The following is a 14582-nucleotide window of genomic DNA, read 5'->3' as shown; positions in this document are numbered from 1 at the left end:
AGTTTTAATTGATGCTCAGTGCTTTAATCTGGATACCTATGTTGGCTGCTGCCCTGATTGGGCTCTGGCCTGGTTCAGTGAGTTCTAAAATAGTTCGGAATGTCGCGATCGCCATTGCGGGCGTAACTTTTATTCTCTCGGTGATTTTGGCAGTTCAGTTTGATGCCAGTACGAGTCAGTTGCAGTTTTCGGAATTTATTCCTTGGATAGATGTTTTGGGATTGAATTATAATCTCGGCGTTGATGGTTTGTCTCTGCCTTTGGTAATTTTAAATACTCTACTGACAGGGGTAGCTATTTACGCTACGGATGAGTCGATCCGCAGACCTCGACTTTATTATTCTTTGATGCTGTTAATTACCGGCGGCGTAACGGGGGCTTTTTTATCTCAAAATTTGCTGCTATTTTTCCTATTTTTTGAGGTAGAATTAATTCCGCTTTACCTGTTAATTGCGATTTGGGGAGGCGAGCGCCGAGGTTATGCTGCTACTAAGTTTTTAATCTATACTGCATTCTCGGGCATTGTGCTGCTGGCTTCTTTCTTGGGTGTGGTTTGGCTCAGCGGTGCTTCTAGTTTCGATATGATTGGTGCAGCCGGCGCATCGCATTTGCAAGGAGGATTGCCATTGCCTTTGGTGAGGCAAATTGTGTTGCTGGCTGGGGTGTTGCTGGCTTTTGGAATTAAGATGCCTTTGGTGCCTTTTCATACTTGGCTTCCGGATGCTCACGTAGAAGCTTCGACGCCGGTTTCGGTGCTGCTGGCGGGGGTGCTTTTGAAGCTGGGAACTTACGGGATGCTGCGCTTTGGTTTGGGTTTGTTTCCTGATGCGTGGGCGGTGGCGGCGCCGATTTTGGCGAGTTGGGCGGTGGTAAGCGTGCTTTACGGGGCGAGTTGCGCGATCGCCCAAAAAGATATGAAAAAAATTGTAGCTTACAGTTCGATCGCTCACATGGGCTACATTCTGTTAGCTAGCGCCGCAGCTACTCCGATTAGTATGCTGGGAACTGTTTTGCAAATGGTTAGCCACGGTTTAATCTCGGCGCTGCTATTTTTGAGTGTCGGCGTTGTTTACAAAAAATCCGGCACCCGCAACATCGATGTGCTCAAAGGTTTATTCAATCCAGATCGCGGTTTGCCGATGATTGGCAGTTTAATGATCCTCGGCGTGATGGCTAGTGCCGGCATTCCGGGTTTGGCTGGATTTATTGCTGAATTTTTGATGTTTCGGGGCAGTTTGCCAGTGTTTCCCGTGCAAACTTTGCTCTGCATGATCGGCACTGGTTTAACTTCAGTTTACTTTTTACTTATGGTCAACCGCGCCTTTTTCGGCCGCCTTTCGGATGTGGTGGTAAATTTGCCACAAGTCCGCTGGCGCGATCGCATCCCTTCGCTGATTTTAGCAATAATTATCGCCATCATGGGAGTGCAGCCGGGAGTTTTAGTTGCTTTGAGCGAAAAAACTGCGATCGGAATGGTAGCTAATGTGCCACCGCAAGTTAAAGTGGTTGCTCAAAACTTAGACTGATAGGATGTCCGGTCGCTCGACCGCAATCCAATTTGTTTGTAGTGAGGAATGCAAGTCATCCTACAATGGTGAGGACGGCCGTACTCACTACAAACAAACGCAGCCTGCATAAATCGTAAAAACTCCGGTTTCTTCGAGATAGAGTGCTTCCTGGAGGGGAGATATTTTATATCAAAATAAAGTAAATATTTATGTTTTAAGTAGCAAACATTGCCGAAAATGATATAATAGCAGAGCTATCACTCGTAAGTAAAAAAATAGTTATTAAATTCAGGCTGACTCCCGATGAAAAGTACCGTATTAAAACCGTCTGTCCATCCCCTAGCCGCATACATTGACCTCTTGGAATCAGGCAAAGCTTTACTGCCTGAATCTACCGAAAATGTAGTTGAAGTTGTCGGCGTGCTAAAAAGTTATGGTATTGTTTTAGATGCCTATTCTCGCAATCTCAATTATATTGCAGAAGAACAGTTTTTAGTGCTTTTCCCATTTTTTAAATATTTCAACGGAGATGTGACTCGGCCCAAATTAATTCGCTATTTGTGGCACGACAGGATTAATTTTGAGTATGCTGAGTATTGCATGAGAACAATGCTTTGGCACGGCGGCGGGGGTTTAGACAGTTATTTGGATTCCCCGGAATTTAGCAGTTTGGTCGAAAAGGCGATCGCGGCTAAGCTGAAAGGCAATTTTTTCATGCAGGGACTGCACAAAGCATTTCCTGATTTTTTGCCGGAACAAGTGCGGATGCTGGCTTACTACACCGGTCTCGGTCAGTTTTGGCGGGTAATGAGCGATTTATTTATCGACTTATCTGATTCCTACGAAGCCGGGAAAATTAAGTCGATCGCTGACGTAGTTAATTTTGTCTTAGCAGGTTTGGTTAGCGCCGCCAGTCTGCCAATTACCTACAGCGTCAAGATTCACGGTCAAGTCTACGATATCATTCCGGCCGCGGCTAACTTGACATTTTTACCAGATGTAGCAGTCCCTTATGTAGAGTCAATTTTCTTTCGGGGCACAGCTTTTTTTGGCACAGTTTCCTACAACGCTCAAGCCCATCAAATCCCGGAAGAACAAAAAGATTTTGCCTACGGTGCTTTGTTTGCTGACCCTTTACCTATTGGAGGTGCAGGGATTCCGCCAACTCAATTGATGCAAGATATGCGGCATTATTTGCCGGAGTATTTGCAGGAAGTTTATCGCACTAGCTGTCGGGGTGAAGACGATGTGCGGGTGCAAATTTGTCAGAGTTTTCAAAAGTCGATGTTTTGCGTGACGACGGCGACTATTTTGGGTCTAGCACCTCATCCAATGAATACCTCCGAGCCTGATGAAAAGAAGGCTAATCGGGCTTATTTGGAAGGTTGGATGGATCGATTTGGGACTTCTCGCTTGGATTGGGCAAATCAGCCAACTAACCGGGCCTGTCAGTTGTTCCCAGAACGGTAGAAGGGCGACTGGTTTTTAGGGCGCAATGTCTCTCGCAGTTGCAACCATATTACCTGAAGAAAGCAATTGCTTTCTTTTGGAGGGCGAAAGCTCATCCTGGCGCTCGGAATGATATCACGTCTCGTCAAATAGTCGTTATAAGGCAAGTAGTGAAAACTTCAGTCCTCAAACTTTTATGAGGACTGAAGTCATCACTACCAAACAATTTTATGGTAGTCATTTTAGCGGCCATAATATGACCTGATAAACTGTTTGATTTCGGATCATTGTGATTGCTTTGATAAGAGATATATCCGCTAACGCTTAGACTGGTAAGGACAGGATAAAGCACTTCTTATTTCCGAACTATCTAGATTCGGACTAGAAGACTCAGGCCGTGAGAGTCTGTGCCACAAGTTCCCAGCAACCCATAAGTTTCTGCTAAATCTTTGACTAAAGCAGTTTGTTTGGGACTGGGTTTCCAAGGATTGGGATTACCGTAAGCATAGTAAATTTCTACACCGTCAATGCCGAAACGGGCTGCTTCTGGGATTAGTTGATCTGCATTCGATCGATACCTGCAAGGATGTGCGAGAACGGCTAAACCTCCTGCTTCCTGAATAGCTTCAATTACCCTGGCTGCTGAATAAGCATAAGTGCCTTCAGTGCTTTTACCTCGTAGGTATGGTTGAAGGCCAGGATGTTGCGGATCGAAGGCGTAAGCGAGAATGTGTACGTCATTGTTGAGCAATTCGGCATTAATTTCAGCGCCTGTCCAGAGACTCAGTGCTTCGCTATTTTTGTCGGGATGGTTTAATTTCCAATTATCCAGCCAAATTTGAGCTTTAACGTAGCCTTTGGTGCTGTGGTGGTCCGTGATAGCTAAGCCTTTGAGGCCTCCGGCTATGGCTTGTTCCATCAATTTCTCTGGCTGCAATCGTCCGTCGGAGTTGACTGTGTGCATATGGAAGTTATAGGAACCCGGACAGCTATCGGCATCAATTGTCTGCAAGACTTGTTTGAGTGCTGAGATATTCTGGGCTTCTGGTTTGAGGCTAGAACTTGTTGGGGAAGCGAGATTGACAGCCATAAGGGTTATTATAAAAAAAACTAGCTTTGTTTAATATATCTAATAACTTGATATGTTGCACCTGTCCCAATAGTCGGCTGTAGGGTTTAAACCTCTGGCGCACTATTGCGTTGGACACAAGATATCAATTCACTCGCACATCTTGCACAATTCTCTATCCAGGATTTTATCGTCGGGTGGGGCGGGTTTATGAGATTATTGATTTTAGGCAATTATATTTGGTAAAACTCGTCCCGGACGGTTTGTTGACAATGCCACAAGATATCAATTACTCCCACATATTGCATCATTCTTAATAACAGGCTTTCCGGCCTGTTCCACAAAGAGTAAATTTTATTGTGGGGAGTAGGGGTTGGGCATCCTGCCCGCCCTTGAAAGGTTTGTTGACAATGCCACAAGATATTAATTCAATCGCACTTTAAACCTGCGGCTGCGGCGGTGGGAAATTCGATAGGCACAAAGGTAAGGCCATATATTGCTGTAGAACACGGTACAATATGCGCTACTCGTTTAGGAGGGTTTTTCCGATTTCCAGTCTTTGAGTCAAACTCAATTATACCCGTGGCTCCCTCGGCTTTAAAGTTGGGATCGGCTAAGGTTTTTTGCATTCCTTCGCGGCTGGGTTCGGGCTGCATTTCTAGGGCTTTAATCAGCGTCCGGGCGGCATCATAGGTTAAAGCCGATCGAGTATTGACCGGGCCTCCCCACAATTTTTCCGCGTTTACAGGAAATTTTTTGTCAAAACTTATTAACGGATGCCAAAACACAGATATGCCCAGTTTTTCAATAGACTTTAGCTCTTTTGCTACTTCTAAGGTTCTCGGCTCGTACAGAGTCCAGGGCCCGACAATCCAATTGCGATCGCCGTTAGCTTTTATCATTTCGATCGCATTTTCCAGGGAATTAGTGACTTGACCGTCGGGAATGACAAGTAAGGCTGTTTTTCCGGCTTTCTCAACTTCTTTGATTGCTGCTTCGGCGTTAAAATTATTTTTTGATAAGTCGTAATAATTACTGATTCTAAAAGTCGCGCCTCCTTTTGCTTCAAATTGCTTTTTGAATTCTTCCCACAAAGAAGCGGTGAACGGACTGTTGGGGTTGTAAAATACTGCGGCTTTTTTTTCACCGACCAAGAGCAGTTGATTTACTAAAGCTTCGGCTTCTATGCTAGTTGTCGGAGCCGTCCGAAAGAAATATTTTCGAGGTTTGCGCGTCAGTTCTTGTGTTGTGCTTCCCGGAGAAATAGCGACCAGTTTATTTTGATTGTAAATATCTACCGTTTCCACAGTCATGTCGCTGGTGTAGTGTCCGATGACTGCTAAAATATCGGGTTGGGCGACCAGTGAATTAGCCCTTTGAACGGCGTAGGATTTGATATTTCCGTCATCAGCAATGATGACTTTGAGACCTTTTTTTCTAAGAGCTTTTGGTTCGAGGAATCCTTGACCGGGAAAATCTTTATTGCTGCTGTCATTGGGTTTGAGGAGACTTAAATTAACTTCGGTTTGAGCTTGAGCAACGCCGCGCAGCAGTTCTTCGGCTAAATTTGCGTTGAGGATGCTACCGTCATCCTTTCTGCGGATGGGAACAACAATTGCGATCGTGTAATATTCTGCATTTATTGCCTTCAGCAAAGCATTGTTCATGTAAATTAAAGTTTCTGGATCTCTGCGGTCTTCCCGCCAGGACTGTTTGAGCAGTTTTAAAGCTTCGGGATAATTTGAGTCGGCAAACTCATTGATTCCCCTTTGTTTTGACCACAGGGCGGAGGTTTGCACTAAGAGTTTTTCGCCAGAACTTACACCATCGGCGGAGGGTGTAGCCAACGTTGGTTGCGGGGAAATTCTGGGGATTAGCGGGGAAATTCTGGGGATTAAAAATACGATCGCCCCAAAAGTCGCAATTCCCGCAACAGGTAATAGCAGCCAGGGAAAGCGTGATCGCAACTTCCGCGAAGTTTTGGGTAACTCGGGCCCTGGGACGATCGACAAATCCAAGTCTTGCAAAACTTCATCAACAGATTGGTAGCGGTCTTGAAAGTGGAAACGCACCATCTTGGTTAAAATATTTTTAAGCTTGTTGCTAACAGGTTCAGATGTTAAATAATCCCAGACAATTTCACAAGTTTCGGGGTCTTGCGGCAGATTGATGGGACGCCGCCCGGTGAGCGCTTGAATCGCGATGATTCCTACTGCATAAATATCATTGTAGGGTTGCGGGACAGACCGCTGATCGTATTGTTCGGCAGGCATATAACCGCTGGTGCCGATCGCCTGCGATGTGAATATTTCACCTGTAGAGTTAGAGGTAAAAGTGCTGATTTCTTTGACAGCCCCAAAATCAATTAAAACAATTTTTTGATCTGTTTCGCGCCGAATTAAGTTAGAAGGTGTAATATCGCGGTGAATAATATTTTCTTGGTGGACTGATTTTAATATTTCCAGAATTTCTCGCAACAAAGCAACGGTATTTTTCTCATTCCACCGATCGCCCGCAGTGAGTTCTTGACTAAGCGGATGTCCTTTAACGTATTCTTGCACTAAGTAAAAATAATTGTTTTCTTCAAAGCTATCGAATAATTCGGGAATGCGCGAGTTGTTGCCGAGACGGCGCAAAGCCCTAGCTTCCCTTTCAAATCGGTGCCTTGCCCTCTCCAAGACGCGCAGATCGTTCGATGGGGGAAAAGGAATTTCCTTAACAACGCACAGAGGATGATGGGGTTGGTTTATTTTGGCAGCCGTGTAGGTTTTAGCAAACCCTCCCTCTCCTAACAAAGCGATAATTTTGTAGCTTTCGTGCAGGATATGCCCTAAGTTGACACACATAAATTTTCCAACACCTCTTTACAGGCTGCGACCTTTAAAGTTAATTATAAGCTTTTTTGTTCCCAGGTACAGCTTGACCACATATCACATTCGTCTGTGTCTATATCAAAAACACAATAACTTTCAGCAATTAGCAATTCTACATTAGTGATGACTGATAACTAATTATCAATTATCTTTCTGCTAACTTACTGAGTACAAAAGCAGCTAAAAAACCGCAGACAGTAATTAGTCCAGCAAAATCGTGAGTTTCCTCGAATGCTTCGGGAATCATAGTATCTGAGATCATTGCTAAAATACCCCCTGCTGCTACGGCGGTAGTAGCGGCTATTACTTCTGCAGAAAAGCCACTGAAAAGCGTATATCCTAACAATGCTGCGATACCGGAAATAACTGCGATCGCGCCCCAAACTCCAAAAACGTAACCGATCGATCTCCCTGCTTTTTTCATGCCGGCGGCGCTGGAGAGTCCTTCGGGAAAGTTGGAGAGGAAAATTGCCGCTACTGTCACCCAATTGACAGCGCCTCCAGAAATCATGCTGACGCCAATGACGATCGACTCCGGTATCCCGTCTAACAGCGCGCCGAGGGCGATGGCGGATTAGCCATCGCCTGACTCTTTTTTAGCTGGGTGCAAAGTGCCCGATCGCTTGCGGTGTTTTGCTCCCTGTTGACTCAAAAACCAATTGGCGGCTGTGTAGACAGCAGCGCCAGCCAAAAAGCCGATCGCCGTAGAGTCGAAACCGCCGCGCTTGTAAGCTTCATCCATCAGTTCAAAGGATAGCGCTGACATCAGCACACCGGCGCCAAAAGCCATAATTGTCGCGATCACCCGCTGAGGAATGCTCACAAAGTAACCCACCGCCGCTCCCAGTAGCAGCGCCGAACCTCCCACTAAACCCCAAAATCCTGCCTGCAACCACACTGGAAACATCAGCCCTACCTCAGAGGAAAATTTTTTATGCCCGCTCGAAAATTATATAGTTTTCATTGCGAACCGACAGCAGATACAACATTTCTCAACCAAGCGAGGTACTGCCTCTTTAGCACGGAATTTCCAATAACAGATGACTGATTAATAATGACTAATGACTAATAGAAACAAATTCCCAGGTAAAGCCTGGGAACGAAAGATATTAAAAAAAGTAATGTTGTTTTAATAAATTGAATTTGCAAAAAAGCGGCGATAAATTAGTAGCTGCACTTGTTGAGTTGAGAGCGGAGGCCGGGGCGGGCAGTCCTGTGCAGATGCCGCACCCGATCGCATTTTCGAGTCTCAAGAAAACAGTTGCGTTCATATTCGAGCACCAATTAAGCTTGGCTGCTGTTGCGAGTCTGGCTTGCCAGCTCCAACAGTTGCGCCCAGCGTTTTTGGACTTGTTTGGGAGTGCATTGGATTGCAGCGGCGATCGCCTTGTCGCTTTCTTGATTCCGCTTCATTTCTAACAGTTGTTGCATTTCGGGTGCAAGTTGAGCGCGAAATGCTTCCCATTTGTCCGAAGTCATTCCCAGCTTTTGATCCACATCAGCACCCAGCCATTCGTGGACGAGTTTCCAATTTTGAGTGCGGGCAAATTTTTCGACGTGGTACTTGAAACGTTGTTGCAAGTAGTCGCGCTGGCGGGAAGACAAACCGAGCGCGCGGTCAATTTCCGAAGCCGAAAGGTCTTGCAATTTTAAAGTTAAGTAATTCACGCATTCGGGCTGATTTTGGGCTTCCAGATAGGCGATCAATTCCGAGACTACTCGATCGCGCAGCACAGCATCAGCCGGATCGACAGTTTCCGATACCATTTGCTCGCGCACTTGTTGCAGCGCCGGAGAGCGGCTGTACATTTCCGCATCTTCTCCCTTGCCAGACTCTACAGCCATTTCAATGTCGATCGCAGTTTCGGGAGGCTGACCCTTGGCAAATCCTTGAGCGCGCAACACGATCAGGCGTTGGCGGTTGCGGCCGGGCAAACCAATTTGGCGCTTGGCGTAGTGTTCGGTGAAAGCCATGTACTCAGCCAATTCTAGCTGCGTGCGGGGCTGGTAGGTGACCTCAAGTTGGTGTTCGCGGCGGAAAGCTCGCAGAGATTCGATGTAAAAGCCTTGCAAAAAGTCTTCAATCATGTTGTAGCGAGCTTGGAAGTTCAAGTTCGATCGGAACGAAGCAACATGGCGGTAAATCATGGCCGCGAGGTGAGAGTGCAGTTCGACGCGGCCTTGTTTGGAACCGAGGCGGTAGTATTGCAGGGTTTTTTGCAAGCGGTGCTCAGCCAAGGTGATTTGCCAAGCTTCAACTTCGCCGGAAATTTGGATGCGATCGCTTTTTTGGCAAATCCGTTCGACTTCCTTAGCAATCCGCATCGCCACTGGTTGAGCGCTGCGGCTGGCACTTTTCATTTCCGCTTGCAATTCTTTGAGGGCGAAGTTAGCCAAAGCGAGGATATCGATGCTGGGAAGAGTATTGATTTCAGCGGTTTGTTCCGGAATGCTGTTGAGGTCAGAAGCGGTGTTGCAGTTGACGGTGTTGGTGGCAGCTTTGACAGTCATGGCGTTTAATCTGGTGGTAGGGCACAGCGGGTGTGCGAGGACATTTGTTAGAGAGTGAGGTGGCAGTGGCTGGCGGTTTCGCTTGCTGTGCTGATTCAACTCTCTATACATTGAATGTACGGGAAGTAGAGATAACCGCAGTTATGCCAGTGTTCCACTCTCTCATGCAACAGTTTTTGGCTGCTGAATCTGATTCTAAGCGCTGGCTGTGGGAGAGTGATTTTATTGCCGTTAAAGCCTTACTGTACAAGCATTCTGAGCTAGTAGTCGCGTGTGGCGATCGCGAAAAAGATTGACGGTGTTCTGGGACCGTTGAGTGGACGATTTACAAACTGGCTTTTTAAGGGTTTGAGGTTCTGGAATCGGGATGGGAGAAAATGTAGCGAAAACCCATGTCTTCTGAACCTACGCAACAGCAGTGAGGAAACCCGGTCGATCTGCAAATTTGCTCTTAGTAAAACGCGCAACGGCTTTTTTTGAACGAACCGCGAAGACGCAAAGGACACGTTCGGCGAAGCCGTTCCCGAAGGGTAGGAAGACAAGAAAAGTAGGGTGCGGTGCGGTGCACAGAGAGGCCTGTCAACCAACTCACCCGCATTCTCTCTCTAATATCAAAGTCACTGGGCCGTCATTGTCGATCGAGACTTGCATCATCGCTCCAAACAAGCCTGTTTCAACTTTTAAGCCGCTCTGGCGCAACTTTTCGACAAATTTATCATAAAAAATTTCAGCTCGTTCAGGAGCCGCGGCTCGGTCAAAGGAAGGTCGCCGACCTTTGCGGCAGTCCCCGTAGAGGGTAAACTGACTCACAACCAGCAACTCGCCGCCGATGTCTTGTACGGACTTGTCCCAGCGCCCGGTATCCGTGGCCGAGTCGGGAAACAAACGCAATTCCAGGCATTTGCGAGCCATCCAATCGAGTTCTGCTTCGGTGTCGGTGTCTGCAATACCTACAAGCAAGTTAAGTCCGCAGCCAATTTTGCCGACCATTTCACCGTCTATTTCTACTTGAGATGATTTTACTCGCTGGATGATGACTCGCATTGGAAATTAGAAATTCTTAAATTTAAAACTAAAAATCAAAAGGTTAACTTCCCTTTTTAATAGGAATTATGAAAAGAAACCCGGTTTCTCGGATAAGTCTTGGTTTTGACCATGAAGTCTCGACGAAAAAACCGGATTTCTAGCCAGCGTATGTCTGTTCTGTTTAATTTTCAACCTTTAGTTTTTCCCAAAACCTTTGCCGCGATTGGTTGAAGGCATACAAAGACAGTTTTCGAGTTGCGATCGCAAATTCTCGGTATCCAAACCCTGACCGATGAGAACAACCTGGTTCTTCCGCTCACCTTTCCACTCGTCATCGTCCATCGTAAATCGCTTGCCGCTCAAGTGAAAAATATGCCGTTTCGGACTTTCTTCAAACCACATAATCCCTTTTGCGCGAAACACGTTTGTTGGCAGTTGGTGGTCTAAGAAATATTGAAATTTCCTCAGAGAAAACGGCTTGTCGCTCACGAAAGAAATTGAGGTAAATCCGTCATTTTCTAAATGACCGGAGTGGTCGTGATGGCTGTGGTCGTGATGGTCGTGGTCATGATTCTCGTGGTCGTGATGTTCGTGATGTTCGTGGTAGTCGTGATGGTCGTGATGGTCGTGATGTTCGTGATGTTCGTGATGTTCGTGGTCGTGATGTTCGTGACTGCTAGGAGTTTCCTCAGATTGGAAATATTTGTCAGATTCAAACAATCCGACGCTGAGGACTAGCGGTAGGGGAACTTGCGATTTTACCGTTCGCAGAATTCGAGCACCTTCTTTCACATCGCGAATCTTAACTTCCAACAAATCTAAATCTGCTTCTTCCACCAAATCTGTTTTGTTGAGGATAATTATATCGCCGTAAGCTATTTGACTGTAAGCTGCTTGAGAGTTGAACAAATCTAAGCTGTAGTTGGCTGCGTCTACTACTGTAACTATCGAATCGAGACGAGTCAGGTCGCGCAGTTCTGTGCCTAAAAAAGTCATCGCTACTGGTAGCGGGTCGGCGAGTCCGGTTGTTTCGACTACCAGATAATCAAGATTTTCTTGACGTTCCAGAACTTTGTAAACTGCATTAACTAAATCTTCATTAATTGTGCAGCAGATGCAGCCGTTGTTCAGCTCAACCATGTTGTCGTCGGTGGTGACAATCAGTTCGTTGTCGATGCCGATTTCGCCAAATTCATTTACCAAAACTGCTGTTTTCAAACCCTGCTGGTTGGTCAGGATGTGGTTGAGCAGGGTTGTTTTGCCGCTGCCGAGAAATCCTGTAATGATTGTAACGGGCAATCCGTGTTTGGGAGCGTCCATCGCCAGTTCTGTCTCGGACTGAGTTGTAGATTGCATAGCTTGAATGTCAAATAAGGTCTGAAGCTTAAACTTGTGGTTCTTATTGTATCTTATATTAATTCCGAACAGCGCCCTGCAAGCGCTAATTATCGGAACTTGCCAACTATTCGATCGCACCCTGTTTAATTGGGCGATCGAATAGTTGGCACAAGTACCTCTAGGAGTTTGTCTGTAACGTGTTTCCAGGTAAACCCAGCCGCTACAAATTTGGGGCCTGCTTCGCGAGAGCGATCGCACAACTCCGGCTGTTCTATAATATTTTTCATTAAGGCGATCGAATGTTCTAAATCTGGCATCAGGCGAAATATCGGCTGATCGTTAGAAGTACCTTCTTGAAACGTACTTTCGACGTGCCAAGCAAAATCTGGAGTTGTAAAATCATCCGTCGGGCCGCCTTTAGTGCAGATGACCGGCAAGCCACAAGCAATTGCTTCTAGTGCTGGCAAATTGAAACCTTCTGCTAGATAAAGAGATACGTAGGCATCGGCGGCTTGATAAAGTTGAGCCATTTTTGCAAAAGGCAGTGTTTCTCCTATGTAAGCCATGCGCGGCAGAACTTTTTCGGCTTCGTCAAATGTCAGTTCGTCTATGTTTTGAGCGATCAGAGAATCCGATTCATATATTGATTCTTCTCCTTTCAATACTAATCTCGCTTCGGGATAACTTTCAACTACAACTGCGAAAGCTTTTAACAATAAATCGATGCCTTTATTTGGAGAGCCTGCACCGACATTCAAAAATACAAATCCGTCCCATCCTAGCTGTTTCCGCAAAGCTTCGCGTTCCGATTTTGTTAAAGGTTTGTAAATCTTCGGATCGATGCCACAGGGTATGACAATTGTGCGATCGGGATTCGCACCGCTGCGGATAAATCCGGTTTTCGACCAATGGGAAGGCGTAATAATCATTATATCCGAGTTGCTGTGACCTTCGCGGAGAGAAGCTGCGCCCGTTATTCTAAAGTTTTCGTTGTGCAGAATTCCCCATTCTGTTGTGGCAAACAAGCACGTCAGTTTTGTATTTGAGGGTGCAAAATTGTAAGGTACTGAGATCCGTAACGTAGCGTCTGCTTTGAGAGACGCGGAAGGGTGAGGAATATTTTTTATTGCTGCTTCAGCAGTTGCGTCTAACAAACCGGTTGCTGGCTGCCAATTTTCGTCTAGATAGGGGATATCTTTGTGGAAAATTTCTAAGTTAGGATATTTCAGCATTTCTAGTAGCTGAAATTGATTGGCGATCGCGTAGGAGTGCGGCAAAAAGCGCCAGCCTTCAACAATTATACGCATTTATTTGTTAGTTGTTAGTTGTTAGTTTTTGGTGGTAACCACTCGCCCATCAACGATTACCTCTTACCACTGCCCAATTCCCAATTACCCGTTACCCTTAATAAAAAAGGTTATTTGCTTACAAAATCATTGATTCAAAAGTTTATTTATCAAATTTTTATAGCTCGTATTTTCGGGTAAGATGACATCTAGCCACTGGCGAGTCCGTGTTTTTAAGGAAATTTTTTAGCTACAAAATGGGGGTCGGCAATTCGAGCTTGGGCTGTAATTGCAGGTTTGGTCATAGTTGTTTCGACTACTAGATGGTCGAGATCTTCTTGGCGTTCTAAAACTTTGTAAACTGGATTAACCAATGCCAAGAAATCCTGTAATGATTTTAACGGGCAATCCGTGTTTAGGAGCGTCCATCGCCGGTTCTGTCTCGGACTGAGTTATAGATTGCATAGCTTAACTGTCAAATAATGTCGATCGCACTTTCGTTGTGGTTTTTATTGTATCTTAATTAGGACAAGGCCTCGTAAACCCAGTTTCTCGGAGAAATGTTGGGTTTGGTTGCATGATATGTACGCATCAACCGGGAATCAGCCCAAGAGTGTAAAGCCAGTTGGCTTGTAACCTTTTTTGCCGGTAAATCCATCAGCGACAAATTTGGGGCAGACATTCGCGAGTGCGATCGCCCAATTGCCGCTACTCTATAATAATTTTAATTATCGAGCTGTGTAAAATATTTAACTCTCAACTATCAATTAAAACAGGGCGGTGGCTAACAACAGCCACCGCCCTCAAGATAGTATTGTGCTATCTAAGTCTGTGCTTACGCAGGAAGCAAGACTGAATCAATAATGTGGATGACGCCATTATCAGCAGCAACATCGGCTGTTGTAACGGTAGAATCATTGATTTTGACGCCATTGGAAGCATCAATTTTAACTTCTGAACCTTCAACTGTCTTGGCTGATTTCAGCTTGACTACATCAGCAGCCAGAACTTTGCCAGAAACGACATGATAAGTCAAGATTTTTGTCAGCTTAGGAATGTCCTTAAGCAGTGCTTCTACAGTACCTGCGGGAAGCTTAGCAAAAGCTTCATCAGTAGGCGCAAAAACTGTGAAGGGGCCAGCGCCTTTGAGAGTATCTACTAAACCAGCGGCTTGGACGGCAGCAACTAGGGTGGTAAAAGAGCCTGCCGAAACGGCGGTATCAACGATGTCAGCCAAGTGAGTCACCTAGGTTTTGTATTCTATAAATTACTATAACGCTAAAAAGTTAATTTAGCTACATTAATTTTTTCTTTGGTTCTGTCTGGTTTTCTGATTATTAACATAGGATTTTTTTATTTAACTGATTTCATAAAATACCTATCTAAAGGTAGACCAAAATTCTCCGCTTTTACTGTATTTTAATTGAGCAGTGTAATCCTCAATACATTGGTAAAAGGCTCGCCCCTGCACGGTGTTGAAAGTAAACACAGGGGCCATGGCGTTCCGCCCCGCCAGCTAGGA

Annotated in this window: 13 protein-coding genes; 3 read left to right on the top strand and 10 right to left on the bottom strand. The window is 45.5% G+C overall.

Annotation, left to right across the window (positions count from 1 at the left end):
- Positions 1-11: 11 nt before the first annotated feature.
- A complete protein-coding gene (locus QUA40_RS01155; RefSeq protein WP_333121116.1) occupies positions 12-1526 on the top strand; it encodes an NADH-quinone oxidoreductase subunit M in 1515 nt (504 codons plus the stop codon).
- Between the two features lie 285 nt (positions 1527-1811).
- Complete coding sequence (locus tag QUA40_RS01150) at positions 1812-2978, top strand: CO2 hydration protein (protein ID WP_333121114.1); 1167 nt, start codon at positions 1812-1814, stop codon at positions 2976-2978.
- Positions 2979-3327: 349 nt separating this feature from the next.
- Here the strand turns inward: QUA40_RS01150 and QUA40_RS01145 are convergent, their stop codons facing one another.
- The 5 genes from QUA40_RS01145 to QUA40_RS01125 form a co-directional block, all read right to left on the bottom strand.
- Positions 3328-4047, bottom strand: coding sequence for a PHP domain-containing protein (locus QUA40_RS01145; protein WP_333121112.1), 720 nt, complete (start codon positions 4045-4047; stop codon positions 3328-3330).
- Positions 4048-4454: 407 nt separating this feature from the next.
- Positions 4455-6872, bottom strand: coding sequence for a bifunctional serine/threonine-protein kinase/ABC transporter substrate-binding protein (locus QUA40_RS01140; RefSeq protein ID WP_333121110.1), 2418 nt, complete (start codon positions 6870-6872; stop codon positions 4455-4457).
- A 172-nt stretch (positions 6873-7044) separates the two neighbouring features.
- The gene (locus tag QUA40_RS01135; RefSeq protein WP_333121108.1) at positions 7045-7410 is read right to left on the bottom strand and encodes a hypothetical protein; all 366 of its coding nucleotides are present in this window, start codon (positions 7408-7410) and stop codon (positions 7045-7047) included.
- A 63-nt stretch (positions 7411-7473) separates the two neighbouring features.
- Positions 7474-7806: a hypothetical protein gene (locus QUA40_RS01130; RefSeq protein ID WP_333121106.1), complete on the bottom strand. Its 333-nt coding sequence runs from the start codon at positions 7804-7806 to the stop codon at positions 7474-7476.
- A 377-nt stretch (positions 7807-8183) separates the two neighbouring features.
- Positions 8184-9410: a HetZ-related protein gene (locus QUA40_RS01125; protein ID WP_333121104.1), complete on the bottom strand. Its 1227-nt coding sequence runs from the start codon at positions 9408-9410 to the stop codon at positions 8184-8186.
- A 65-nt stretch (positions 9411-9475) separates the two neighbouring features.
- Here QUA40_RS01125 and QUA40_RS01120 point away from each other — a divergent pair, with 65 nt between their 5' ends.
- Positions 9476-9706 carry a hypothetical protein gene (locus QUA40_RS01120; RefSeq protein WP_333121102.1) on the top strand — a complete coding sequence of 77 codons (231 nt, stop codon included), beginning with the start codon at positions 9476-9478 and terminating at the stop codon, positions 9704-9706.
- A gap of 292 nt (positions 9707-9998) precedes the next feature.
- On the opposite strand, the gene dtd is transcribed toward QUA40_RS01120, so the two are convergent.
- The 5 genes from dtd to QUA40_RS01095 form a co-directional block, all read right to left on the bottom strand.
- Positions 9999-10454: a D-aminoacyl-tRNA deacylase gene (gene dtd, locus QUA40_RS01115; RefSeq protein ID WP_333121100.1), complete on the bottom strand. Its 456-nt coding sequence runs from the start codon at positions 10452-10454 to the stop codon at positions 9999-10001.
- A gap of 177 nt (positions 10455-10631) precedes the next feature.
- Complete coding sequence (locus QUA40_RS01110) at positions 10632-11792, bottom strand: GTP-binding protein (RefSeq protein WP_333121099.1); 1161 nt, start codon at positions 11790-11792, stop codon at positions 10632-10634.
- Positions 11793-11917: 125 nt separating this feature from the next.
- Positions 11918-13081: a glycosyltransferase gene (locus tag QUA40_RS01105; protein WP_333121098.1), complete on the bottom strand. Its 1164-nt coding sequence runs from the start codon at positions 13079-13081 to the stop codon at positions 11918-11920.
- A gap of 212 nt (positions 13082-13293) precedes the next feature.
- Positions 13294-13434, bottom strand: a complete 141-nt coding sequence (locus QUA40_RS01100; RefSeq protein WP_333121096.1) for a hypothetical protein — start codon at positions 13432-13434, stop codon at positions 13294-13296.
- A 461-nt stretch (positions 13435-13895) separates the two neighbouring features.
- Entirely contained in the window at positions 13896-14297 is a 402-nt protein-coding gene (locus tag QUA40_RS01095; RefSeq protein ID WP_333121095.1) for a fasciclin domain-containing protein, read from the bottom strand.
- Positions 14298-14582 lie beyond the last annotated feature (285 nt).

The organism is Microcoleus sp. Pol11C3 (assembly GCF_036701485.1).
Taxonomy (GTDB): domain Bacteria; phylum Cyanobacteriota; class Cyanobacteriia; order Cyanobacteriales; family Microcoleaceae; genus Microcoleus.
Note: the sequence above shows the minus strand (reverse complement) of the source record. Positions and strands in the feature narration are given on the sequence as shown.

Excerpts from the sequence above, each read along its gene's own strand:
- QUA40_RS01155 (WP_333121116.1), top strand. The coding sequence starts at position 12 with ATGCTCAGTGCTTTAATCTGGATACCTATGTTGGCTGCTGCCCTGATT.
- QUA40_RS01150 (WP_333121114.1), top strand. The coding sequence starts at position 1,812 with ATGAAAAGTACCGTATTAAAACCGTCTGTCCATCCCCTAGCCGCATAC.
- QUA40_RS01145 (WP_333121112.1), bottom strand. The coding sequence starts at position 4,047 with ATGGCTGTCAATCTCGCTTCCCCAACAAGTTCTAGCCTCAAACCAGAA.
- QUA40_RS01140 (WP_333121110.1), bottom strand. The coding sequence starts at position 6,872 with ATGTGTGTCAACTTAGGGCATATCCTGCACGAAAGCTACAAAATTATC.
- QUA40_RS01135 (WP_333121108.1), bottom strand. The coding sequence starts at position 7,410 with ATGATTTCTGGAGGCGCTGTCAATTGGGTGACAGTAGCGGCAATTTTC.
- QUA40_RS01130 (WP_333121106.1), bottom strand. The coding sequence starts at position 7,806 with ATGTTTCCAGTGTGGTTGCAGGCAGGATTTTGGGGTTTAGTGGGAGGT.
- QUA40_RS01125 (WP_333121104.1), bottom strand. The coding sequence starts at position 9,410 with ATGACTGTCAAAGCTGCCACCAACACCGTCAACTGCAACACCGCTTCT.
- dtd (WP_333121100.1), bottom strand. The coding sequence starts at position 10,454 with ATGCGAGTCATCATCCAGCGAGTAAAATCATCTCAAGTAGAAATAGAC.
- QUA40_RS01110 (WP_333121099.1), bottom strand. The coding sequence starts at position 11,792 with ATGCAATCTACAACTCAGTCCGAGACAGAACTGGCGATGGACGCTCCC.
- QUA40_RS01105 (WP_333121098.1), bottom strand. The coding sequence starts at position 13,081 with ATGCGTATAATTGTTGAAGGCTGGCGCTTTTTGCCGCACTCCTACGCG.